Raw genomic sequence first — 23,335 nt, forward strand, 5'->3', positions numbered from 1 at the left:
GGTCACCCGTACGCCACCTGCCCGCCCACCAGCGTCATGCGCACCCGGCCTGGCAGCTCGTAGCCGGAAAACGGCGTGTGCTTGCCCTGGCTGCGCAGCGCATCGTCCTGCACGGTCCACGCGGCCTGGGGGTCGAAGATGCACAGGTCGCCCACGCCGCCTTCGACGATCTGGCCCACGCTGGCCTGCAGCGTGCCCAGGGCACTGCCCAGCACGCGCGCGGGTTCGGACGTGACCGTGGCCAGCGCGCGCACGAGCGGCACGCCGCTGTCCTGCGACCACTTGAGCGCCAAGCTCAGCAGCAGCTCCAGGCCCGTGGCACCGGGTTCGGCCTCGGCGAACGGCAGGGTCTTGGCGTCTTCATCAACAGGGGTGTGGTCGGACACCAGCGCATCGACGGTGCCATCCAGTAGCGCCGCGCTCAGGGCATCGCGGTCGCGCTGCTGGCGCAGCGGGGGCGTCAAGCGCGCACGGCTGTCGAAGAAGCCAATGTCGTTTTCGGTCAGGTGCAGCGTGTTGATGCTGATGTCGCAGGTCACGTTGAGTCCCTCGGCCTTGGCCCGGCGCACCAGCTCGACACCGGCCGCGCTGCTGAGGCGGCACAGGTGCACGCGCGCACCGGTGGTCTTGAGCAGCTCGAAGATGGTGTGCAGCGCAATGGTCTCGGCTGCCACGGGCACGCCCGACAGGCCCAGGCGCGTGGCCAGCGCACCGCTGGCGGCCACGCCTTTGCCGAGGTGCATTTCCTGCGGGCGCAGCCACACGGTGTAGCCAAAGGTGGCGGCGTACTGCAGCGCGCGCTGCAGCACCTGGGTGCTGGCCAGGGGCACTTCGGCCTGGCCGAAGCCCACGCAGCCCGATTCGGTCAACTCGGCCATCTCGGTCAGCACCTCGCCGGCGAGGCCACGCGTGAGCGCACCCAGCGGGAACAGGCGCGACTGGTGCAGCTTCTCGGCACGGAACTTGAGCATCTCCACCAGGCCCGGTTCGTCGAGCACGGGGTCGGTATCGGGCGGGCACACCAGGCTGGTCACGCCCCCGGCCACGGCGGCCGCCATCTCGGATTCGAGCATGCCCTCGTGCTCGTGGCCGGGCTCGCGCAGGCGCGCGGCCAGGTCCACCAGGCCGGGCAGCACGATGCAGCCCGTGGCGTCCACCACGCGCTTGGGCGCAAAGTCGGGCGGCACGCGGTTGACGCCGACGATGCGGCCCGCCGCGATGGCGATGTCACAGGTCTGGTCGAGGCCCGAAGCGGGGTCGATCACACGGCCGTTCTGGATCAGTATCTTCATGATTTGAAGCCAAATTGGCTGCTAGCGCTTATTGGATAAGCGCTAGCAGCTATGAAAACAGGAGTATTCATTCCGGGCATCACGCCTCGTTCCCCGCCACTATGGACATGACGGCCATGCGCACAGCGATGCCGAAAGTCACCTGCGGCAGGATCACGCTCTGCTTGCCATCGACCACGGCGGAGTCGATCTCGACACCCCGGTTGATCGGTCCGGGGTGCATCACGATGGCATCGGGCTTGGCCAGCTGCAGCTTGTCCTGCGTGAGGCCGAAGCTCTTGAAATACTCCTGGCTTGACGGCAGCAGCGCGCCGCTCATGCGCTCGTTCTGCAGGCGCAGCGTGATGATCACGTCCGCGTCCTTGATGCCTTCTTCGAGCGTGTGGCACACACGCACGCCCATCTGCGCCATGTCCGACGGCACCAGGGTGCGTGGGCCCACCACGCGCACTTCGGCGCAACCCAGCGTGGTCAGGCCGTGGATGTCCGAGCGCGCCACGCGCGAGTGCAGCACGTCGCCCACGATGGCCACCGTGAGGTTGGAAAAATCCTTCTTGTAGTGACGGATGGTGTACATGTCCAGCAGCCCCTGCGTGGGATGGGCATGCCGGCCGTCGCCCGCGTTGATCACGTGCACATGCGGTGCCACGTGCTGGGCGATGAGGTAGGGCGCGCCCGATTCGCTGTGCCGCACCACGAAGATGTCAGCCGCCATCGCGCTGAGGTTGGCGATGGTGTCGAGCAGGGATTCGCCTTTGCTGGCCGAGCTGCGCGCGATGTCGAGGTTGATCACGTCGGCCGACAGGCGCTTGGCCGCGATCTCGAACGTAGTGCGCGTGCGCGTGCTGTTCTCGAAGAACAGGTTGAACACGCTCTTGCCGCGCAGGAGCGGCACCTTCTTGACCTCGCGGTCGTTGACGGAGACGAAGTTGGCGGCCGTGTCGAGGATGTGCGTGACGATGTCGCGCGGCAGGCCCTCGATGGACAGCAGGTGGATGAGTTCGCCGTTGCCGTTGAGTTGGGGGTTGCGCTTCTTCAGCACGGTCAGGCCTCTTTGACTTGGAAGTGGAAGGTACCGCTGTCGCCACGCGCCAGGGCCAGCGACTGGGCGGCGGGCAGGGCCACGCGGGCCGCGGCGAAGTCGGCCTGCACGGGCAGCTCGCGCCCGCCCCGGTCCACCAGCACGGCCAGGCGCACGCTGGCGGGGCGGCCGTAGTCGAACAGCTCATTGACCACCGCGCGGATGGTGCGGCCCGTGTAGAGCACGTCGTCGAGCACCAGCACGTCGGCGCCGTTCACGTCGAACGGCAGCGAGGTCTGCGCGCTGGCCGAGAGGCCGCGCTGGGCGAAATCGTCGCGGTGCATCACGGAAGACAACACGCCGGGCGCGCCCTCCAGGCCCAGGTCCTTCTGCAGCCGCTCGGCCAGCCAGGCACCGCCCGAGGCAATGCCCGCCAGGCGCGTCGTGGGGGTCCACAGGCTGCGCACGCCGCGCAAAAGCTCGCGGTACAGGGCCTCGGCATCCAGCACGAGACTGCCGGACGCGCCGGGGGATGGGTTGCTGCTCATGGGAGGTTCCTCAAAAACTGTTCCAGGATGATGCAGGCCGAAGCGGCGTCCGCATCCTTGGCACCGCCGGCGATGGCCTCGGTGGTGCTGTAGCGCTCGTCCACCTCGAACACCGGCAGGCCGAAGCGGCCGCGCAGCTGGCGCCCGAACTTGAGCGCACGTTCGGTGTTCTCGTGGCTCGCGCCATCGGGGTGGTAGGGCACGCCGATCACCAGCGCGTCGGGCTGCCATTCCTTGATGCGCTGCGCGACCTGAACAAAACGCGCGTCGCCTTCGGCCTTGATCGTGGCTTGCGGCGTGGCGCTGCGCAGCATGCGGTTGCCCGTGGCCACGCCCGTGCGCTTGAGGCCAAAGTCGAAAGCAAGAAAGGTCTGGAAGTGCGCGGGAACGGCGGGCTGAGCGGGCAAGCCGGTCATGCGTGCCCCGCCTCGGGCGACAGCATCCAGGCCTTGAGGCCCAGCAGCGACAAGGCGCGGTCGTAGCGCTCGGGCACCGGGGTGTCGAAGATCACCGACAGGTCGGCCGCCACGGTGAGCCAGGCGTTTTCGGCCAGCTCGGACTCGAGCTGGCCCTCGCCCCACGACGAGTAGCCCAGCGTGATGAGCACCCTGCGGGGCCCCGCGCCCGTGGACAGGGCCTCGAGCACGTCCTTGGAGGTCGTCATCTCCAGCCCGCCCGGAATGGTCATGGTGGAAGCGTAGGCGGATTCGTCCGTTTCGGCCGTGTCCATGAGCATGGGCTCGTGCAGCACGAAGCCGCGCTCGGTCTGCACGGGGCCGCCTTGGAACACGGGTTCCCGGCTCAGGTCCTCCCGACGCAGGGACAGGTCGACCTTGTCGAAAAGTCCCTTGAGCGTGATGTCGGTCGGCTTGTTGATGATGAGCCCGAGCGCGCCGCGCTCGCTGTGTTCGCACAGGTAGACGACGCTGCGCGCAAAAGACTCATCCTCCAGACCGGGCATCGCGATCAGGAAGTGATGCGTCAGGTTGATGGGCGCAGAATCGGAAGACATCTGCCAATTTTAACGGTGAACATGGCGCACTCTCCAGAGCCTTCCTACCCCAGCGGCCTTGTCTGGTTCCGGCGCGACCTGCGGGCCCATGACCAGGCGGCCCTGCACCACGCGCTGACGCAGTGCCGGCAGGTGCATTGCCTCTTCGTTTTCGACCGCGAGATTCTCGATGCCCTGCCCCGGGCCGACCGGCGCGTGGAGTTCATCCGGGAGGCGCTGGTGGAGCTGGACGAGGCCCTGCGCGCGCTGTCGGGCCACGCGCAGGGAGGGCTCATCGTGGCCCACGCGGCGGCCAGCGAGTCCGTTCCCGCATTCGCGCGCGCGCTGAACGTTCAGGCGGTGTTCGCCAACCACGACGACGAGCCGCAGGCGCTCGCGCGCGACAGCCTCGTGCGCACCCGGCTGGCGGCCATGGGCAAGGCCTTCCACACGTCCAAGGACCACACGATCCTTGAGCGCAGCGAGGTGCTGACACAGAGCGGCACGCCCTACAGCGTGTTCACGCCCTACAAGAACGCGTGGCTGAAGAAGATCGACGCGTTCCACCTGACGGGCTACCCGGTGGAGCGCCACGCGCACCGGCTGGCGCCCCGGCCCGCGGAACACTGCAAGCCCATTCCCGGCCTGGCGGCACTGGGCTTCGTGCCCGCCGCAGGCACAACAGCGCAGCCAGGGCTGCCCACCGGCGCCAGCGGGGCCCGGCAGCTGTTCGACGACTTTCTGGGCCGCATCGCGCAGTATGGGGTCACCCGCGATTTCCCGGCGGTCAAGGGCCCGAGCTACCTGAGCGTGCACCTGCGGTTTGGCACCATCTCGCCGCGCCTGCTGGCGCACGCGGCCCACCAGCTCGCGGCCCAGGGCAATCCGGGCGCCGCCACCTGGCTCAACGAGCTGATCTGGCGGGACTTCTACTTCCAGATCCTGCACCACCACCCGCACGTGGTGGGGCATGCCTTCAAGCCGGCCTACGACGCCATCGACTGGGAAACCGGCCCCCACGCGGACGCCCTGTTCGCGGCCTGGTGCGCGGGCCGCACCGGCTACCCGCTGGTCGACGCCGCCATGGCGCAGATCAACCAGACGGGCTACATGCACAACCGCCTGCGCATGGTGGTGGCCAGTTTTCTGGTGAAGGACCTGGGGATCGACTGGCGCCGGGGCGAGGCCTATTTTGCAACCCACCTCAACGACTTCGACCTGGCCGCCAACAATGGGGGATGGCAATGGGCCAGCTCCAGCGGCTGCGATGCGCAGCCGTACTTCCGGATCTTCAACCCTGTCAGCCAGAGCGAAAAGTTCGACCCGCAGGGCAAGTTCATCCGCCGCTACCTGCCGCAGCTCGCCGGATTGCCCGACAAGGCCCTGCATGCGCCCTGGACGGCGCGGCCCCTGGAGCTGCAGGAGGCGGCCGTGCAACTTGGCCAGAACTACCCCCTGCCGATCGTGGACCACGCGGCGGCACGCCAAAGAACGCTGGAGCGCTACGCAGTGGTCACCTCGGCGGCGGCCTGAGAGGCCGCCCCACGCCAGCGCGGCCCAGCCCCCGCGCGGCGTGGCGTGGCATAGCGCACACGGTCGGCTCTGCCATGTTCAGGGGGTGCAACGCTCTGCCGGGCGCCGCGGCTGCACCAGGAAGGGCAGGAAGTGCGCCACGGGCCCGCCCCGGGAAGGGCAGGCCTGCCCGCGGCCACAGGCCGCGAGGCGCGCGATGGGTCAGGCCTCCACCGCGGCTGCGATGCGTGCGTAGTGCTGAATGAGGCTCAGCAGTTCTTCGTCGGAGTAGGGCTTGCCCAGGTAGTGGTTGACCCCCAGCTCCATGGCATGCTCGCGGTGCTTCTCGGCGATCCGCGACGTGATCATGATGATGGGGAGGTCGCGCAACGCACCGTCCGCGCGGATGTTGCGCGCCAGATCGAAGCCGTCCATGCGGGGCATTTCGATGTCCGACAGCACCACCGTGGGACGCTCTTCCTGCAGCCGCTCGAGCGCCTGCAGGCCGTCGGCGGCCAGCGCCACACGGTAGCCTTCGCGCTGCAGCAGGCGCTGCGTGACGCGGCGCACCGTGATCGAATCGTCCACCACCAGCACCAGGGGCACCTGGCTGGGGCCCGCCAGCTGGAGCGACACCACGGATTTGCCGCCAGCGCCCGAACCATCGGCCTCCAGCACGGGAGGCAGATCCACATGGGCTGCCCGCACCTGATCGCCGTACACCGTGGCCAGCGCCACGGGGTTGTAGATCAGCACCACGGCACCCGAGGCCAGCACCGACATGCCCGCCAGGCCCGGCAGGCGGGACAACTGGGGCCCGAGGTTCTTCACCACGACTTCTTGGTTGCCCAGCACTTCGTCCACGTGCATAGCGATGCGCTGCGATGCGCTGCGGAAAATCACCACAGGTCGCGTCTTGCCAGCCGGCTCGTTGCTGCGCGCAGAAGCCTGCAGCAGCGCCCCGGCCCAGAAGAACGGCAACTGCTCCGTGCCATCGTCGAAATGGCCGGTACGGTATGCAACTTCAAGGTCTGCCGCCGAGGTGCGCCGCACGATCTCGACCACGTTGGCAGGCACGCCGATCGCCAGATCGCCGGCACGCAGCATCACCACCTGCGTCACCGCCGTGGTCAGTGGCAGCACCATGCGGAAGGCAGCGCCCTTGCCGGCCTCGGTCGAGGTCTCGATGCGCCCGCCCAGTGCATTGATCTCCGAGCGCACCACGTCCATGCCGATGCCCCGGCCCGCCAGGCCGGTCACTTCGCTGGCGGTACTGAAACCGGGCGTGAAGATCAGGTTGGCCGCTTCGGCATCGCTCAACTGCGCATCGGGTTCGATCAGGCCCTGGGACAGTGCCTTTTCCCGGATGCGCGGCAGGTTCAGGCCGGCGCCATCGTCACGGAATTCCACAGACACGTCGTTGCCTTCGTGGTGCAGATCCACCGTGATGGTGCCGGACGCCGGTTTGCCCGCGGCGACCCGGTCCTCGGGGTTCTCGATCCCGTGGGCCACGCAGTTGCGCAGCAGATGTTCGAACGCCGGGGTCATGCGGTCCAGCACGCCACGGTCCATCTCGATGGAGCCGCCGGTGATATCGAGCTTGATCTGCTTGCCGGTTTCCTTGGAGGCCTGGCGCACCACGGCGTAAAGGCGCTCGGCAATGCCTTCGAACTCCACCATGCGGGTGCGCAACAGGTCGCGCTGCAGTCCGCGCGCCTGGCGGCCCTGGGCGATCAGGTCGTCTTCGGCGCCTTCCATGGTGCGCTGCAGGTTGCGCTGCACGGTGGCCACGTCGTTCACCGACTCGGCCATCATGCGCGTGAGTTCCTGCACGCGGGTGAAGCGGTCGAACTCCAGCGGATCGAAACCAGCGGCCGAATCCTTGGACAGGGCCAGGCGCGACTGCATCTGCGATTCGGCCTGCACCTCGATGTCCCGCAGCTGCTGGCGCAGGCGGTCCAGATTGCCCGACAGGTCGGCCAGCGAACTGCGGAACTGGCCCAGCCGCACGTCCAGGCGCGATCGGCTGATCATCACTTCGCCCGCCTGGTTCACCAGGCGGTCCAGCAGCTGCGCACGCACACGCACCGACTGGTTGGACGCCACGCGCAGCGGCGCAAGCTGGGAGGGTGCCGGCAGGCGCACGGCAGGCGCCGATGGCGGCGTTGCCAGCGCCTGTGCAGGCGCATCCACCGGCACTGCCGACAGGTCCACCGGGGAACTGGCGCGCACGGCCTCGACCGGCAGCGACACCACCGTGTCGGCGGGGCTCTGCCCAATGGTCCGCAGGGCCTCGAAGTTGGCCTGCAGGCCGTCAAAGCTGGCCTGCAGGGGCTCGATCTGGTCGGAGGTGACCGTCTCGGCGTCCAGCTGCTCGATGGCGGATTCGAGGCGGTGGGCCATTTCGCCCAAACGCATGGCACCCGCCAGGCGCGAGCTGCCCTTGAGGGTGTGCAATGCCCGCAGCACCTCGCTGCGCGCACCCAGGTTGTCCGGGCGCGAAGCCCACTGGCGCAGGGCTCCACCGAGCTGCGGCAGCAGTTCCGCGGCCTCTTCCTCGAAGATCGGGAACAGGTCCGGATCGATGACGTCGATCGCATCGATGTCGTCATCCACGTCCGAACCCAGCGCCACGGCATGGGCAATCGCGTCGTCGACCATCTGGTCGTGGTCGTGCACCACGGCGGACAACGCGGGCGCCACATGCCCCTTGGGAACCGGCACGGGCGTCAGCTCGGCGGGGACATCGGGTACGGGTTCGGCTGGGGGCAGCGGCTGCGCGGCTTCCGCGCCGATCGGTGCCACCGGCTCCACCGCCAGCCCGTCTGCGGCTTCCGCATCTTCTTCGGGCGGCGACAGGGTGTTGTCCACCTCGGTCTGCAAGATCTGGCGCAGTTGCTCCAGCACTTCCTGGCTGGGCTCCTTGAGGAAACCGGCCGCGAACTGGTGCAGCAACCGGCGGATATCTTCCGCCGCCGCCATGAAGGCCTGGGCCTGTTCCTGGGTGCCGCCGGACTGCAACGTCACATGCTGGAGCGCATGCTCCAGTACGCGCGCCATTTCGGACAGGGCATTGAAGCCCACGGTGGCGGAGCTGCCCGCGAGCGAGTGCGACAACGCCACCGCGATGTCCGGCAGGGGCTCGTGCAGTTCCAGCGACCATTCCTGCAGGCAGGTCACCAGGCGGCGGGACCATTCATCGGCTTCGTTCAGATAGACGTTGTAGAGCGGAATGCCAATGCGCAGCGTGTCGATCACCTTGACCGCTTCGTCGCTGCTGCTGTCTTCCAGCGGCAGGGCTTCGGGCTCGGGCGCACCGGCCTCCGGCAATGGCTCCAGCGCCTCCAGTTCCACCGGCTCCGGTGCTTCCAGCGGCTCGGCGGCATCCAGGGATTGCGCCGACAGCAGCCCGGCCACTTCGTCCTCAGTCAGTTCGTCGGACAACGCGGTCGCTGGCGCCGGAAGTTCGGCTTCAGGCGCCGCCACGGCGGGTTCCAGGTCGGGCAGTTCGAGATCCAGCACGAAGTCGGCACTGGAAGGATCGATCACCGCGGCGTCTGCGGGCGCTTCGTCCAGCGCGGCTGCAAACACGGAGAAATCGATCTCCTCGGCCACCTCGGGGGAGGCCACGGCCTGATCCGCCGGCACTTCGGGTGCGTGGTCGAAGATTTCGGTGGCTTCGAAGTCGGGGATGGCCAGCGCCTCTTCCACCGCCTGTGGGGCGTCTGCAGCTTCTGGCTCCAGCGATTCGATGGGCACGCCGTCCAGGGCCGCAGCTTCCTGCATCTGCTCCTGCACGGGCGCAGCCTGCGGGGGGCTGTCCTCGCTGGCGAACGGGGTGGCCAGCGGCAGCAGGGTGCCGTCGAGCCGCATGGCATCCGCGGACTTGCGGAATGCGTCTGGCTGCCAGCCCGAAGCCTGGCCAGAGGCGATATCGTCCGCCCAGCGGCTGAATGCCCGCAGCGCGTCCGAGGACAGCTGCAGCAGGCTGGGCTGCATCGGCTTTTGCTCTGCCAACCAGGCGTTGAGCACCTGTTCCATGGACCAGGCCGCTTCACCGAAATCGTTCAGCCCGACCATCCGCGAACTGCCCTTGAGCGTGTGGAAGGCACGGCGCAGCGTGGTCTGTTCGCTGAGGTTGCCCGGCTCATCCTGAAGCACGTCGATGGCGGCCAGGCCATTGACCACCACTTCGCGGGCCTCCTCCAGGAAGACCTCCAGCAGTTCATCCTCGATCTCCGGTGCCTGCGCCGCTGCGGGCGCGGGCGCTGCCGCCTGGGGCACCGGCGCGCCGCCACCTTCTGTGGCGACGGGCAGATCAAAGGAAATGTCGGGTGCGAGCGACCCCTGATCCACCGGCGCCAGCTGCGCAGGGGCCTCGGACGGCATGTCCGGCAGGGAAGGCAGGGAAGGCAGGGATCCGAAATCCGTGGGCTCGCCGAAGGGTTCCGGCACGGGAAAACGTGGCACCACGTCGGGCAATGGGATGGCGGCCCGCTCTTCCAGCTTGGCCGGCGCCTCTTCCACGGCATCCGACGCACGCGGACGGGTCTTGCCCATGAGGATGCGCAGTTCACCGAGCTCTTCGTCGTACACGAACAGCTTGCGGGCCATGGTGCGCTGGTAGCTGAGCATGTCGATCAGGAACCCCAGCGCGCCGAGGCTGTTGCCCAGCTTCTCGAAGACACCCTGGCGATCGGCCTCGGGCACCTCGTTGATGAGCAGGCGCTCCACCATGTCGCGCATGCGAACCACCGCGAGCGACGCCTGGTCCAGGCCCAGCACGGACAGCACACCGCGCATCTGCGCGAGATGGCCGGGGACGGTCGCCAGGACCGCCGTGTCCTGCGGGTTGCGGAAAAACTGATCCAGCGCCTTCTCGGCTTCGCCCAGCGTGGAGCGCAGTTCGTCGACAACGCTGCCCATGGTCTGGTTGTCGCTGACCCGGCGGTACAGCTCCTCCATCCACTGTTCCAGGGGCTCGGGCTCCGCGCCCGCACCGACGGCATCCAGGCGCTGCGCGAGCCTGCCCGCGCGGATTTCCATTTGGTCGTCGCCCGCATCCAGCTCTTCAAAGGCCGCCTGCAGGTACAGGACCGAGGTTGCCACTTCCATGGCCAAGGCGGCCGAGGGCGGTTCGCCGGAACGGGTGGTGGATTCCAGTGCGCGCGTCAGGGCCTGCGCAAGGCTTTCGCTTCCGGGATGCAGCTTGCGCAGCGAGTCGCACACCAGGCTGAATTGATCCGCCGCGGGCTTGAGCTTGTTGCGGTCCCCGCCGGCCAGCGCGGACCAGGTCTCGGTGGCCGCGGCGATCCGCTTGCGTGCCTGCGCCAGCATGGCGGGGTCAAAACGGCCGAAACGCGCAGCCTCATAGTCGACCGGCTTGAACCGGTCCAGCGCGAAGGCCTGCCGCACGGCCTGCAGCGAGGGCACGTCGCTGGCGGCTGCATCGGCCGGCCTGGCCTGGGAACAGAAGAACAGCAGGTCCTGCACCAGGCGGTCTGCAATGGTCGTGTCGCCCTTGGCCAGGGTGGCGTACTGCATCAGCACACGAGACGCCACGCGCTTGACGTAGACATCCGCGGGCAGCAGGCCGGAGCCAAAGGCCTCGAAGAAGCCCGCGCAGATCTTCCAGAAAGCGCGGGACTGGCGGTCCGGCTGGGCCGCCACGAAGCCCAGGCAGGTGTCCCTCAGGCTCAACGAGGCCCGCAGATCACCGGATTTGACGATTCGCAGCACCGCGGCGTCCAGGCGCGCGCGCGCTTCAGGACCGTACGGCAGCGGCGTGACCGACACTGCACCCTCGGGCTCGCGAAACCTGCGCTCCACAGGCCACAGGTCGGCAGGGTGGACGCGGTCCGCGCCGGCCAGCGCCTGCGCGTCGCGGTACTGGGGGAACAGCGCAACGGGCGAAGCCGCCTTGCCCGCCAGAACGGTTTCCAGGTATTCGATCAGCGCAAAGCTCGCACGCTCGATGACGGCCGCGGCGTCGTCGCTGCAGGTCTCGGGCCGCTGCACAAACTTCTGGACCGCAGACTCCATGGCCCGCAGGACCAGCGCCGGCGGGCCCATGCCCACCATTTCCAGCGCGCCGCACGCCTGGTGCAGCTGCTGCCGGGCAATGCGCAGCGGGCCGGCATCGAGCGCCGCGAGATCCGATTCGCGGGCGGCTTCCGCATCGCGCACAAAGCGGCGCATGGCCTTGACAGCACCGTCAAGGGATTTGCGCAGTTCGTCAAGCACCCACGCCAAAGGACCCAGGTCCTGATCTCCCTGGGTCCCATCCGCGGCCGGTGCATTGTTGACATCAATAGATGACATGGATTCGTCCCCGGCTGCTATGAGCCAGCTGGTTGATGACTACAGCGTCAGGCGATCTTGAACCGTGCCACCGATTGGCGCAGTTCTTCAGCCATGTGCGAGAGCTCGCGCACCTGCTGCGCTGTGGTTCGGGTGCCTTCACCCGTTTGCTCGGTCACCGCAAAAATGTGCTGGATGTTGTCGGCCACTTCGTTGGCCAGAACGGCTTCCCGGGATGTCGAGGACGAAATCTGCTCAATCAGTTCGGCAAGGCGGCGCGACACGCGGTCGATCTCGGTCAGTGCGGTACCGGCGCTGTCGGACAGGCGCGCCCCTTCCACCACACCCTGCGTGGAGCGTTCCATAGCGGCCACGGCATCCTGCGTGTCGGTCTGAATCGCCTTCACGAGCGCCGAGATCTGGCGCGTGGCGTCTGCGGAACGTTCAGCCAGCCGCTGCACTTCTTCGGCCACCACCGAGAAGCCTCGGCCAGCTTCACCGGCGGACGCGGCCTGGATGGCTGCGTTCAGGGCCAGCACGTTCGTCTGCTCGGTAATGTCGGAAATCAGTTCGGTGATTTCACCGATCTCCTGCGAGGATTCGCCCAGGCGCTTGATCCGCTTGGAGGTGTCCTGGATCTGGTCGCGGATGGAGTTCATACCGCCGATGGCGTTCTGCACGGCCTGCAGGCCCGAGTCGGCAGCTTGCAGCGATTGACGGGCCACCGTGGCGGACTCTTGCGCTTGTGTGGACACCTCGTTGATTCGGGTGGCCATGTCGAGCACCGAACGGCCGGTTTCACGAATTTCGCGCAGCTGCTCGGTGGATGCCGCCAGCAGCTCCGTGGACGTGTTGTCCACCTGGGCCGTCGTCTGCGCCACCCGCGTGGCCGTGTTCTGCACGCTGCCCACCAGCTGGCGCAGTTCTTCCACCGTGTAGTTCACCGAGTCGGCGATGGCGCCCGTGATGTCTTCCGTCACGGTGGCTTCCTGGGTCAGGTCACCTTCAGCGACCGACTGCAGTTCGTTCATCAGACGCAAAATGGCGGCCTGGTTAGCGTCATTGACGCGCTTGGCTTCCTGCTCCTGGCGCTTGGCGTCCTTCTGCTGCATTTCGGCAGCAGCCTGGCGGCCACGGCTGTCCAGCAGCTGCACGCGCGAGATGCCCACGCCGCAAAAGATCACGAACAGGCCGGCGAGGGCCAGGGCAGCGAGCTGTCCACCGCCCACACCCGTCTGGGCGGACAGCTTGCTCTGCAGGCCTTCGAGCTGGCGGCGCAGGGGTTCGCTGTCGGCAATGATCGCCGACTGGGCTTCGCGGGCAGACACCAGGCCTTGCAGGTTGCCCAGAATGGCGCTGGCTTGCGTGCGGGTCTGCTCATAGAGCTTGACCAGGGCTTCGAGCTGTTCGCGGGTCTGGGCATCCTTGGTGGCGGCCAGGCGCAGTTCAGGGCTGCCATCGAGCAGGCCCTGGGCGATTTCCTTGAACGAATTCAAGTCCTTGCCCAGCAGGAACACGGCCTCGGGGCTCACGCCTTCCATGGTCTGGAATTCGTTGGCCGACTTGCCGATACGCTGGGTCAGCATCACGAGCTGGCCGGCGGCGGAAATCTCGGCGGCAGGCGCGTTCTGCTGCAGCTTGAGGGACGACACCGTCTCGGCGATTTCCAGCAGGTCGGACGATTGGCGGTTGATGGTGCGCAGAGCGTCCCCCACCTGCGTCAGGATCTTCTGCTGGCCCATCACCACGCTGGCATTGCGCTCGGCACGTTCCATGAGCGGGTTCACGGCGTCCAGATCGGGCTTGTAGGGCTCGCCCAGCGATTCCACGCCGAGTTCGCCATCACCCGCATTCAGGGCGCGCACATTGCGCGCCAGCACGCCGGAGCTTTCCACCACGTCCGGGAAGGCCTGCGGACTTCCCACCAGCGCCTGCGACACCGACTTCGCCAGGCGCTGCGACTGCATGAGGGACTGGCCCGTTGCAGCAAGCTGCTGCGCGGAGCGGTCGGCCTGCCGCAGCACCCAGGCAGCGATCAAGGCGAGGACGATCACGCCCACAGCCAGCAGGCCGAGCAGGCGGCGCTGGTGGGCTGCAGCGGTCGAGCGGCCCAGCAGTGGCAGGGAGATGAGGTCTTCCTCCGCGTCCTGGGCAGACTGCTCGGGGGCATAGCCGTCCGGGTCACCCTGAACACTGTTCATGGCTTCGGCCTGGTACGCGTCGCGCAATTGCGCGCCGTCCAGCGAACCCGTGGCAAGAATATCCTGCCCGTCGTCGGCCGTGCCGGCAATCGCGCCTGCATCCGGTGTGGCAGGTTTCCGGTTGAACAGTTTTCCAAATTGATTGACGACGGACATGGTGCAGCCTTACAGAAAAACTCAAGCACTGATGCTCAGGAAAGCGGGATGTTGGGACAGGATCTGCAAGTTCAGTTCCTGCCAGCGCGCGCCGCTGGAATCGATATACGTGGTGCCGAAGAATGCAGGGGAATCCTCGGCCGGAGGCTCGGAGGACACGAACGCATCGGTCCCGCGCAGGCCGGCCAGGCGGTCCACCAGCAAAGCGGCATTGACTTCGAGGGCCGCGTTGAAAGCCAGGAGGCTGGCCTCCGACAGGGCCTGCTCGGTACGGGGCGCCGCGGAGCCCAGGAGCCCCGCGAGATCCACCACGCCGACCAGCCCGCCGCGCAGGTTGGCAACGCCCAGAAACCAGCTTTGGGTATAGGGCACCGCCTGGATCGAGACCCAGGGGAAAATCTCCCCCGACTGTCCAAGGGGCAGCAAATAGAAACTCCCGGCGGACTCGACAGCCAGCCAGGATGACACAGAGGTCCCTTCGGTTCTTGCGGCCTGAAGGCGGCTGGCAAGTCGGGTCTGGAGCTCTCGCAGGGCTTCGCGGTTGGCCATGAACGCGCCGCAGCCTCAGTTCAGGGCGTCGATTTTGGCCTGCAGTTCGGCGGGATCGACGGGCTTGGTGATGTAGCCCCGCGCACCCTGCCGCATCCCCCAGACGCGATCCGTTTCCTGGTTCTTGCTGGTGCACATGATGATGGGCACGTCGGCATACAGCGGGTCGCGGGTGATGGCGCGCGTGAGTTGAAAGCCATTCTGGCCGGGCATCACGACATCCATGAGGATCAGATCGGGCTTTTCTTCCGCCAGGCGGCGAAAGGCTTCATCGGCATTTTCAGCGGTGCGTACCTGCATGCCTTTTTTCTGAAGCAGGTCCGTCAAAAACATCAACTCGGTCTTCGAGTCGTCGACGACCAGTACTTTCTGGATGGGCATTTACATCGCTCCTTGTTGGGAATTGCCAAACTGCTGCACTGCCTGCAGCAGCTGGTCTTTGGTAAACGGTTTGGTGAGATATTCCTGGCAGCCGACCATGCGCCCGCGCGCCTTGTCGAATACGCCGTCCTTGGAAGACAGCATTACCACCGGAGTATCTGCAAAACGGGCGTTGCGCTTGATGATGGCGCAGGTCTGGTACCCGTCGAGCTTGGGCATGAGGATGTCGCAGAAAATCAGCTGAGGCTGGTAATCGTTGACTTTGGCCAAAGCATCAAAGCCGTCGTCGGCCAACAAGACTTCGTGCCCCCCCTGCTTGAGAAAAATCTCGGCGCTTCGACGGATGGTGTTGCTGTCATCCACCACTAGCACTTTGAAAGATGCGCCTGTTGTAGTCAATTGTTACTGCTCCCGATGGAAAAATAAACAACGCGGCAGCACATGATGCTGGTGCGCCTCAAATCTGAACCATCTCGAAGTCTTCCTTGCGGGCGCCACATTCAGGGCAGGTCCAATTCATGGGAACCTGATCCCATGGAGTGTTGGGTGCAATGCCGTGCTCAGGTGAACCCTCTGCTTCGTCATAAATCCAACCGCAAATCAAACACATCCAAGTTTTAGAGTCGGTCACAGCTTAAAGGGCCTTCACATAGAATGCAACGATTGTATCTAGTCATCTCCGCGGGCCACGGCGCCGGTGCCGCCCCTCAAGCAGGATCTGGTCCATGACCGCCAAAGCATCCCCTCCCCCCCCAGAAATCATAGATCTCGAAGATGACGGTTCGGAGGACGCAAGCCCTGCGTGCGTGCTCGTCTTCAATGCCAGCGACCCCAGCGGCGCCGGCGGACTGACGGCCGACATCACCACCATCGCCTCCGTGGGCGGGCACCCGATCGCCGTGGTCTGCGGCGCGTACGCCCGCGATACCGCGGAGATTTTCGACCACTTCAGTTTTGACGACGAGGCCGTGGCCGAGCAGGCCCGCGCCGTCCTGGAGGACCTGCCGGTACAGGCCATCAAGGTCGGTTTCGTGGGCAGCCCGGAGAACATCAGCACCATCGCCGAGATCACGACCGACTACGACGAAGTGCCCGTGATCGCCTACATGCCCAACCTGTCCTGGTGGCGCGACGAGCTGATCGACGAGTACCTGGACGCCTTCCGGGAATTGTTGTTACCGCAGACCTCGGTGTTGGTTGGAAACCACAGCACCCTGTGGCGCTGGCTGCTGCCGGACTGGACCAGCGACCGCAGCCCGACCGCGCGCGACATCGCCCGGGCCGCCTCCGAGATGGGTGTGCCCTACACCCTGGTCACCGGTATTCCACTGCCCGAGCAGTTTGTCGAGAACGTCCTGGCCTCGCCCCAGACCGTGCTGGGCAGCGGCAAGTTCGAGTTGTTCGACGCCACCTTCTCCGGCGCTGGCGACACCTTGTCCGCCGCGCTCACCGCCCTGGTGGCCAGCGGCAACGACCTGGGCGAGGCCACCAGCGAGGCCCTGGGCTACCTCGACCGCTGCCTGGACGCCGGCTTTCGCCCCGGCATGGGGCACATCGTGCCCGACCGCATGTTCTGGGCCCAGCCCGACGACGACGAAGCCGACGGCGATGAAGAAGAACCTCCGATTGACGAAGCACAGGCCCTCGAAGGCTTTGTGATGCCACCCCATGACACCAAGCACTGACCTCAACATCCCCCTGTTCGAACGCGCCAAGGCGCTGATCCCCGGCGGCGTGAACTCGCCCGTGCGGGCCTTCAAGGCCGTGGGCGGCACGCCGCGTTTCGTGAAGCGCGCCCAGGGCGCCTACTTCTGGGACGCCAACGACCAGCGCTTCATCGACTACATCGGCTCCTGGGGTCCGATGATCCTGGGCCACGGCCACCCCGCCGTGCTCGAAGCCGTGCAGAGCGCCGCGCTCGAAGGCTTCAGTTTTGGCGCGCCGACCGAGCGCGAAGTGGAGCTGGCCGAGGAAATCCTGAGCCTTGTGCCTTCGATGGAGATGATCCGCCTGGTCAGCTCGGGCACCGAAGCCGGCATGAGCGCCATCCGCCTGGCGCGCGGTGCCACGGGCCGCAGCAAGTTCATCAAGTTCGAGGGCTGCTACCACGGCCATGCCGATTCGCTGCTGGTCAAGGCCGGCTCGGGCCTGGCCACGTTCGGCAACGCCACCAGCGCGGGCGTACCGCCCGAAGTAGTGCAGCACACCCTGGTGCTGGAATACAACAACGTCGCCCAGCTCGAAGAAGCCTTCGCCCTGCACGGCAAGGAATTGGCCTGCGTGATGATCGAGCCCATCGCGGGCAACATGAACCTGGTGCGCGCCAGCGTTCCGTTCATGAAGCGCTGCCGCGAGCTGTGCACCGAATACGGCGCGCTGCTGGTACTCGACGAGGTGATGACGGGCTTTCGCGTGGCCCTGGGCAGCGCCCAGAGCGTGTACGCCCGGAGCATCCCGGGCTTCAAGCCCGACATCACGGTGCTGGGCAAGGTGATCGGTGGCGGCATGCCGCTGGCCGCCTTTGGGGGCCCGCGCGCCATCATGGAACACCTGGCACCGCTGGGGGCCGTGTACCAGGCGGGCACGTTGTCGGGCAACCCGGTGGCCACGGCCTGCGGGCTGGCCACGCTGCGCGAGATCAGGAAGCCGGGTTTCTTCGACGCCCTGTCGGCCACCACGCGCTCGCTGGTCGATGGGCTGGCTGCCGCGGCGGCGGCCGAAGGCGTGCCCTTCAGCACCGACAGCGAAGGCGGGATGTTCGGCTTCTTCCTGATGCCCGAGCTGCCCCAGAACTACGCCCAGGTGCTCAAGACCGACAGCGCGCGTTTCAACCAGCTGTTCCACGGCCTGCTTGATCGCGGTATCTACATCGCGCCGGCGCTGTACGAGGCGGGCTTCGTGAGCGCGGCACACACCGCCGACGACATCGCCGCCACCGTGGCAGCCGCCCGCGAAGTCTTCAAGGAACTATCAAAATAATAGCTGCCAGCGCTTACTCATCAAGCGCTTTCGGCCATTTTTATGGGTATTCCCGCTTGCTAACTCGACGTTGGCATTCGTTCACAGCAGCCCCCGCAGCTCGCGGGCGGCCTCCTGCAGCAGTGGCAGCATGTCGCGCTGCAGGCTGCGCTCGTCCACCTGCTTGGGCGACGCCACCACATTGAGCGCGGCCACCGTGTCACCCTGCAGATTGCGCAGGGGCACTGCCAGCGCGTGCACGCCCAGCTCGTGCTCCTCCACCGCCAGGCAATGGTCGTCGCGGCGCGCCTTGGCAATCACCTGCCGCAGCGGGCCGACCTGGGTGATGGTGTGGGGCGTGAGCCGGTGCAGCGGGCAGGCCTTGAGCCACGCCGTCAGCGCCGCCGGTGGCAACGCGGCCAGCAGCACGCGCCCCGTGGACGTGGGGTGCGCCGGCAGCCGCGCCCCCAGGTGCAGGCCATAGGCCAGCACGCGCGAAGGCGCGCCGTACACCCCACTGCGCGCCACGATCACCACCTCGCCGCCATCCAGCACCACGGCCGAGAATGACTGCTGCGTCTGTGCCGCCAGCCGGTTGAGCGTGGGCTGCAGCACCCGCGGCAGCCGGGCCGATGCCAGGTAGCTGCCCGAAAACCGCAGCACCTTGGGCGCCAGCCAGAAGTAGCTGCCATCCGTCTCCAGATAACCCAGGTGCGCCAGCGTGAGCAGGTGGCGGCGCGCCGCCGCGCGCGTGAGGCCGGTGCGCTGCGCGGCCAGCGTGGCATTGAGCCGCTGGCGCTCGGTGTCGAAACTCTCCAGCACCGCCAGGCCCTTGGCCATGCCTTCGATGAAATCTGCCTTGGCGATGGGAACGGTGGTCATGCGGGGGTCCATGGTCGGCCGGTCGATGCCCGGGGTGCGGGCGCCCGATGCGCCGGGGCTGTGGAAGATTGCGCGATGATCGCACATCACGTCCACCCACCGCGCGCCAGGGCGCCGGGCGGGCGCCGCGTTGACATGGATCAACCTACGCTTGGCGCTGTTGTCTTAGCGCTTTCCAGCGCCCTTGTTTGCTTTGTGAGGTTGTCCACCATGCGTACCCAGGTTGCCATCATCGGCGCAGGCCCCGCCGGCCTGCTGCTCGGCCAGTTGCTTTACAAGTCCGGCATCGACGCCGTCATCATCGAACAGCGCAGCCCCGACTACGTGCTGGGCCGCATCCGCGCCGGCGTGCTGGAGCAGGTCAGCATGGACCTGCTGGACCAGGCGGGTGTCGGCGCCCGCGCCCATGCCGAAGGACTGCCACACGACGGCATCGAGCTGCTGTTCAAGGGCGCGCGGCACCGCATCGACCTGCACGCGCTGACCGGCGGCAGCCGCGTGACGGTGTACGGCCAGACCGAAGTGACCCGCGACCTGATGGACGCCCGCGCCGCCGAAGGCCTGACCACGGTGTACGACGCCCAGAACGTGAGCGTGCACGACTTCGACGGCCAGCAGCCGCGCGTGACCTACGAGAAGGACGGCCAGACGCACGAGGTGCTGTGCGACTTCATCGCAGGCTGCGACGGCTACCACGGCGTGTGCCGCGCCAGCGTGCCCGAAGGCGCACTGCGCACCTACGAGCGTGTCTACCCCTTTGGCTGGCTGGGCGTGCTGGCAGACGTGAAGCCCGTGTCCCACGAGCTGATCTACGCCAACACCGAGCGGGGCTTTGCGCTGTGCAGCATGCGCAGCAACACGCGCAGCCGCTACTACCTGCAAGTGCCATCGACCGACAAGGTGGAGCAGTGGAGCATCGAGCAGTTCTGGGCCGAACTGGGCAACCGCCTGGACCCCGAGGCGCGCGAGAACCTTGTCACCGGCCCGGCGCTGGAGATGAGCATCGCCCCGCTGCGCAGCTTCGTGGCCGAGCCCATGCGCTTTGGCCGCCTGTTCCTGGCGGGCGACGCGGCCCACATCGTGCCGCCCACCGGCGCCAAGGGCCTGAACCTGGCGGCGAGTGACGTGGGCTACCTGTGGAATGCGTTCGCCAACTACTACGGCGAGAAGTCGAGCGCCGGCATCGACACCTATTCCGACCGCTGCCTGCGCCGCGTGTGGCGCGCCGAGCGCTTCTCGTGGTGGTTCACCTCGTTGATGCACCGTTTTCCAGAGACTGGCGAATTCGGCCAGAAGATTCAGGAAGCCGAGCTGGAATACCTGGTGCACTCGCGCGCAGCCTCGGTCTCACTGGCCGAGAACTATGTAGGGCTGCCGATGAACTTCGGAACCTGACTCTCTCCCCGTTCCGAGAGTACCTCCCAAAAAAAGCGGCTTCCCAGGAAGCCGCTTCTTGCATGGCGCCCCGCCGCCCGAATCAGTGGCGGAAGTGGCGCACCCCGCTGAACACCATGGCCACGCCGCGCTCGTTGGCGGCATCGATCACTTCGTTGTCGCGCATGGAGCCACCGGGCTGGATCACGCAGGTCGCACCTGCATCGACCACCACATCGAGGCCGTCGCGGAAGGGGAAGAATGCGTCGCTGGCCACCACGGTGCCCTGCAGCGTGAGGCCCGCGTGGCCCGCCTTGATGCTGGCGATGCGGGCCGAGTCCAGGCGGCTCATCTGGCCGGCGCCCACGCCCATGGTCATGCCGCCCTTGCAGAAGACGATGGCATTGCTCTTGACGTACTTGGCCACCTTCCAGGCGAACAGCAGGTCTTCCATCTCTTCCAGCGTGGGCTGCTTGTGCGTGACCACCTTCAGGTCGATGAGCGACAGCTCGTGGTTGTCCGCGGTCTGCAGCAGCAGGCCGGAGCCGATGCGCTTGGCATCCATGGCGTTGCGGCCCCGCTGCCAGTCGGTGAGCTGCTGCGCCTTGCCGGCATGCGGCGGCAGGGCGATCTTGAGCAGGCGCACATTGGCCTTGGCCTTGAACACCTCCAGCGCCTCGGGCGTGAACTCCGGCGCCATCAGCACTTCGACGAACTGCTTGGCGATCTGCTGGGCGGCGGCGCCATCCACCGTGCGGTTGAAGGCGATGATGCCGCCGAAGGCGCTGGTGGGGTCCGTCTGGAAGGCCTTGCCGTAGGCATCGAGCGCGTCCAGGCCCACGGCCACGCCGCAGGGGTTGGCGTGCTTGACGATGACGCAGGCAGGCGCCTCGAAGCTCTTGACGCATTCCCACGCCGCATCGGCGTCGGCGATGTTGTTGTACGACAGCTCCTTGCCCTGCACCTGCTCGGCCGTGACCAGCGAGCCGGGCGCGGGGTACAGGTCGCGGTACAGCGCGGCCTGCTGGTGCGCGTTCTCGCCGTAGCGCAGGTCCTGCACCTTGGTGAAGATGCCGTTGCTCTGGCCGGCGAACTGGGCACGCGCGGGCACGTAGGTTTCGGACAGCTTTTCCTCTTCGAAGGTGACGGAGGAGAGGTAGTCGCTGATGGCGCCGTCGTACTGCGCGATGCGGTTGAACGCGGCCACCGACAGCGCGAACCGCAGCCTGTCGGAAAGCTTGCCCTTTTCCTTCAGCTCGGCCAGCACGGCCGGGTACTGCGAGGCGTCGGTCAGCACGCCTACGTCCTTCCAGTTCTTGGCGGCGCTGCGCACCATGGCCGGGCCGCCGATGTCGATGTTCTCGATGGCGTCGGCCAGCGTGCAGCCCGCCTTGGCCACGGTGGACTCGAAGGGGTACAGGTTGACCACCAGCAGGTCGATGGTGTCGATGCCATGCTCCTGGAGCGCGGCCATGTGCTCGGGCAGCTCGCGGCGCGCCAGCAGGCCGCCATGCACCTTGGGGTGCAGCGTCTTCACGCGGCCGTCCAGCATCTCTGGGAACTGGGTGACCTCGGCCACCTCGGTCACGGGCAGGCCCTGGTCGGCCAGCAGCTTGGCGGTGCCGCCGGTGGACAGCAGCTTGATGCCCAGCGCATGCAGGGCCTGTGCAAATTCGACGATGCCGGTCTTGTCGGAGACGGAAAGAAGTGCGTTCATGGCAGTGGTGGTGGGGAGAGTTTGAATAAAAAAAGGGCCTGGCGCTTTATGGATAAGCGCCAACAGCTATACATTTAATAGCAATCGTGCGCCGATCAGAGCAGCTTGTGCAGGGCCAGCTTCTTGCGCAGCGTGTTGCGGTTCAGGCCCAGCCATTCGGCGGCGCGGGACTGGTTGTTGTCGGCATGGGTCATCACCACTTCCAGCAGCGGTTTCTCGACCACGCGCACCAGCATGTCGTACATGCCGTCGGGCGTCTCTCCGCCCAGGTCGCGAAAGTAGCCTTGCAGGCTCTCGCGCACGCATTCTTCTATGTGTTTCTTGCTCATGCAGCCATTCCCTCTTGTTCTTCTGGTTCTGCGTCCGTGCCGGTGGCGGCGGGCAGCCGGTCCATCTGTTGCGCAAGCGCATCCAGGTGGTCGGCCACGGCCTGCCACTGCGCGGCGCAGTCCTCGATCGTATTGATGTGTTGCCTGAAGGCCTCGCCGCCGGGCAGCGCACGCAGGTACCACGCGATGTGCTTGCGCGCACTGCGCACCCCGGTCAGCTCGCCATACAGGCCGTAGTGGTCTTGCAGGTGGTCCAGCAACAGGCGCCGCACCTCGGCCACCAGCGGTGGCGCCAGGTGCTCGCCCGTGGCCAGGAAGTGGCCGATCTCGCGGAAGATCCACGGCCGGCCCTGTGCGGCACGGCCGATCATGATCGCGTCGGCCCCGGTGGCGGCCAGCACGTCGCGCGCCTTCTCGGGCGAAGTGATGTCGCCATTGGCCACCACGGGCACCCTCACCGCCGCCTTCACCGCCGCGATGGTGTCGTACTCCGCATGGCCCTTGTAGCCCTGCTCGCGCGTGCGGCCGTGCACGGTGAGCATCTGGATGCCCACGCCCTCGAACGCGCGGGCCAGCGCCACGGCGTTCTTGTGCTCCTGGCACCAGCCGGTGCGCATCTTCAGCGTGACGGGCACGTTGAAGGGCGCGCACGCCTGTACCACGGCCTCGGCGATCTCCACGGCCAGCGCCTCGTTCTGCATCAGGGCGGAGCCCGCCCACTTGTTGCAGACCTTCTTGGCCGGGCAACCCATGTTGATGTCGATGATCTGCGCGCCGCGCTCCACGTTGTAGACCGCGGCCTCGGCCATCATCGGCGCATCGGTGCCTGCGATCTGCACGGCGATGGGCCCGGGCTCCCCTTCATGGTTGGCCCGGCGCGAGGTCTTGAGGCTGTTCCACAAGTCCTTGCGCGAGGTCACCATCTCGCTCACCGCGTAGCCCGCGCCCAGCGCCTTGCACAGCTGGCGAAACGGCCGGTCCGTGACGCCCGCCATCGGGGCGACGAACAAGCGGTTCGCCAGAGGAATGTGGCCGATGTGCATGAAGGGGCGCGGTAGGTGCAGCAGCGAATGCTGAAAAAGGAGGCAGGATTGTACCTGCTCAAAATTTCAGCAAATGAAATG

Annotated in this window: 19 protein-coding genes; 4 read left to right on the forward strand and 15 right to left on the reverse strand. The window is 66.8% G+C overall.

What is annotated here, in order from left to right; genetic code table 11:
* Positions 1-2: 2 nt before the first annotated feature.
* The 5 genes from AC3RCE_RS20570 to AC3RCE_RS20590 all read right to left on the reverse strand — a co-directional run bounded on the left by AC3RCE_RS20570 (position 3) and on the right by AC3RCE_RS20590 (position 3,873).
* Positions 3-1,292 (reverse strand): dihydroorotase, encoded by a 1,290-nt coding sequence (locus tag AC3RCE_RS20570; protein ID WP_218296019.1) that lies wholly within the window; start codon positions 1,290-1,292, stop codon positions 3-5.
* A 79-nt stretch (positions 1,293-1,371) separates the two neighbouring features.
* Positions 1,372-2,334, reverse strand: coding sequence for an aspartate carbamoyltransferase catalytic subunit (locus AC3RCE_RS20575; RefSeq protein ID WP_218339666.1), 963 nt, complete (start codon positions 2,332-2,334; stop codon positions 1,372-1,374).
* A 2-nt stretch (positions 2,335-2,336) separates the two neighbouring features.
* A complete protein-coding gene (gene pyrR, locus AC3RCE_RS20580; RefSeq protein WP_218296021.1) occupies positions 2,337-2,861 on the reverse strand; it encodes a bifunctional pyr operon transcriptional regulator/uracil phosphoribosyltransferase PyrR in 525 nt (174 codons plus the stop codon).
* Positions 2,858-3,277, reverse strand: coding sequence for a Holliday junction resolvase RuvX (ruvX, locus tag AC3RCE_RS20585; protein WP_218296022.1), 420 nt, complete (start codon positions 3,275-3,277; stop codon positions 2,858-2,860). The genes pyrR and ruvX overlap by 4 nt, the downstream gene beginning before the upstream one ends.
* Positions 3,274-3,873, reverse strand: coding sequence for a YqgE/AlgH family protein (locus AC3RCE_RS20590; RefSeq protein ID WP_218296023.1), 600 nt, complete (start codon positions 3,871-3,873; stop codon positions 3,274-3,276). Before AC3RCE_RS20590 ends, ruvX begins: the two co-directional genes overlap by 4 nt.
* A gap of 21 nt (positions 3,874-3,894) precedes the next feature.
* Here AC3RCE_RS20590 and AC3RCE_RS20595 point away from each other — a divergent pair, with 21 nt between their 5' ends.
* Positions 3,895-5,385 (forward strand): cryptochrome/photolyase family protein, encoded by a 1,491-nt coding sequence (locus AC3RCE_RS20595; RefSeq protein WP_492244544.1) that lies wholly within the window; start codon positions 3,895-3,897, stop codon positions 5,383-5,385.
* Positions 5,386-5,586: 201 nt separating this feature from the next.
* On the opposite strand, the gene AC3RCE_RS20600 is transcribed toward AC3RCE_RS20595, so the two are convergent.
* From AC3RCE_RS20600 to AC3RCE_RS20625, 6 genes are read right to left on the reverse strand one after another with little or no spacing between them, the layout of a single operon-like run.
* Complete coding sequence (locus AC3RCE_RS20600; protein ID WP_492253828.1) at positions 5,587-11,685, reverse strand: hybrid sensor histidine kinase/response regulator; 6,099 nt, start codon at positions 11,683-11,685, stop codon at positions 5,587-5,589.
* Between the two features lie 47 nt (positions 11,686-11,732).
* The gene (locus AC3RCE_RS20605; protein WP_218296026.1) at positions 11,733-14,021 is read right to left on the reverse strand and encodes a methyl-accepting chemotaxis protein; all 2,289 of its coding nucleotides are present in this window, start codon (positions 14,019-14,021) and stop codon (positions 11,733-11,735) included.
* Between the two features lie 21 nt (positions 14,022-14,042).
* Positions 14,043-14,570: a chemotaxis protein CheW gene (locus tag AC3RCE_RS20610; protein WP_218296027.1), complete on the reverse strand. Its 528-nt coding sequence runs from the start codon at positions 14,568-14,570 to the stop codon at positions 14,043-14,045.
* Between the two features lie 15 nt (positions 14,571-14,585).
* A complete protein-coding gene (locus AC3RCE_RS20615; RefSeq protein ID WP_010459520.1) occupies positions 14,586-14,951 on the reverse strand; it encodes a response regulator in 366 nt (121 codons plus the stop codon).
* Complete coding sequence (locus AC3RCE_RS20620; protein WP_005796099.1) at positions 14,952-15,350, reverse strand: response regulator; 399 nt, start codon at positions 15,348-15,350, stop codon at positions 14,952-14,954. It lies immediately after the preceding gene.
* A gap of 58 nt (positions 15,351-15,408) precedes the next feature.
* A complete protein-coding gene (locus AC3RCE_RS20625) occupies positions 15,409-15,582 on the reverse strand; it encodes a rubredoxin (protein WP_082836248.1) in 174 nt (57 codons plus the stop codon).
* Between the two features lie 94 nt (positions 15,583-15,676).
* On the opposite strand from AC3RCE_RS20625, the gene thiD reads away from it, so the two are divergent.
* Positions 15,677-16,636, forward strand: coding sequence for a bifunctional hydroxymethylpyrimidine kinase/phosphomethylpyrimidine kinase (thiD, locus tag AC3RCE_RS20630; RefSeq protein WP_218296028.1), 960 nt, complete (start codon positions 15,677-15,679; stop codon positions 16,634-16,636).
* The gene (gene hemL, locus AC3RCE_RS20635) at positions 16,620-17,930 is read left to right on the forward strand and encodes a glutamate-1-semialdehyde 2,1-aminomutase (RefSeq protein WP_218296029.1); all 1,311 of its coding nucleotides are present in this window, start codon (positions 16,620-16,622) and stop codon (positions 17,928-17,930) included. The genes thiD and hemL overlap by 17 nt, the downstream gene beginning before the upstream one ends.
* 81 nt (positions 17,931-18,011) lie before the next feature.
* Here the strand turns inward: hemL and AC3RCE_RS20640 are convergent, their stop codons facing one another.
* Positions 18,012-18,791, reverse strand: coding sequence for an IclR family transcriptional regulator domain-containing protein (locus AC3RCE_RS20640; protein WP_218296030.1), 780 nt, complete (start codon positions 18,789-18,791; stop codon positions 18,012-18,014).
* Positions 18,792-19,001: 210 nt separating this feature from the next.
* Between AC3RCE_RS20640 and pobA the strand changes: the two genes are divergently transcribed.
* A complete protein-coding gene (gene pobA / locus AC3RCE_RS20645; RefSeq protein ID WP_492253829.1) occupies positions 19,002-20,186 on the forward strand; it encodes a 4-hydroxybenzoate 3-monooxygenase in 1,185 nt (394 codons plus the stop codon).
* Between the two features lie 82 nt (positions 20,187-20,268).
* On the opposite strand, the gene purH is transcribed toward pobA, so the two are convergent.
* The 3 genes from purH to dusB all read right to left on the reverse strand — a co-directional run bounded on the left by purH (position 20,269) and on the right by dusB (position 23,254).
* Positions 20,269-21,882, reverse strand: coding sequence for a bifunctional phosphoribosylaminoimidazolecarboxamide formyltransferase/IMP cyclohydrolase (gene purH, locus AC3RCE_RS20650; protein ID WP_492253830.1), 1,614 nt, complete (start codon positions 21,880-21,882; stop codon positions 20,269-20,271).
* Positions 21,883-21,977: 95 nt separating this feature from the next.
* Entirely contained in the window at positions 21,978-22,211 is a 234-nt protein-coding gene (locus AC3RCE_RS20655; RefSeq protein ID WP_218296033.1) for a Fis family transcriptional regulator, read from the reverse strand.
* Entirely contained in the window at positions 22,208-23,254 is a 1,047-nt protein-coding gene (gene dusB / locus AC3RCE_RS20660; protein ID WP_218296034.1) for a tRNA dihydrouridine synthase DusB, read from the reverse strand. Before dusB ends, AC3RCE_RS20655 begins: the two co-directional genes overlap by 4 nt.
* Positions 23,255-23,335 lie beyond the last annotated feature (81 nt).

The sequence above is a fragment of the Acidovorax sp. GW823-FHT05D11 genome, from assembly GCF_058795695.1.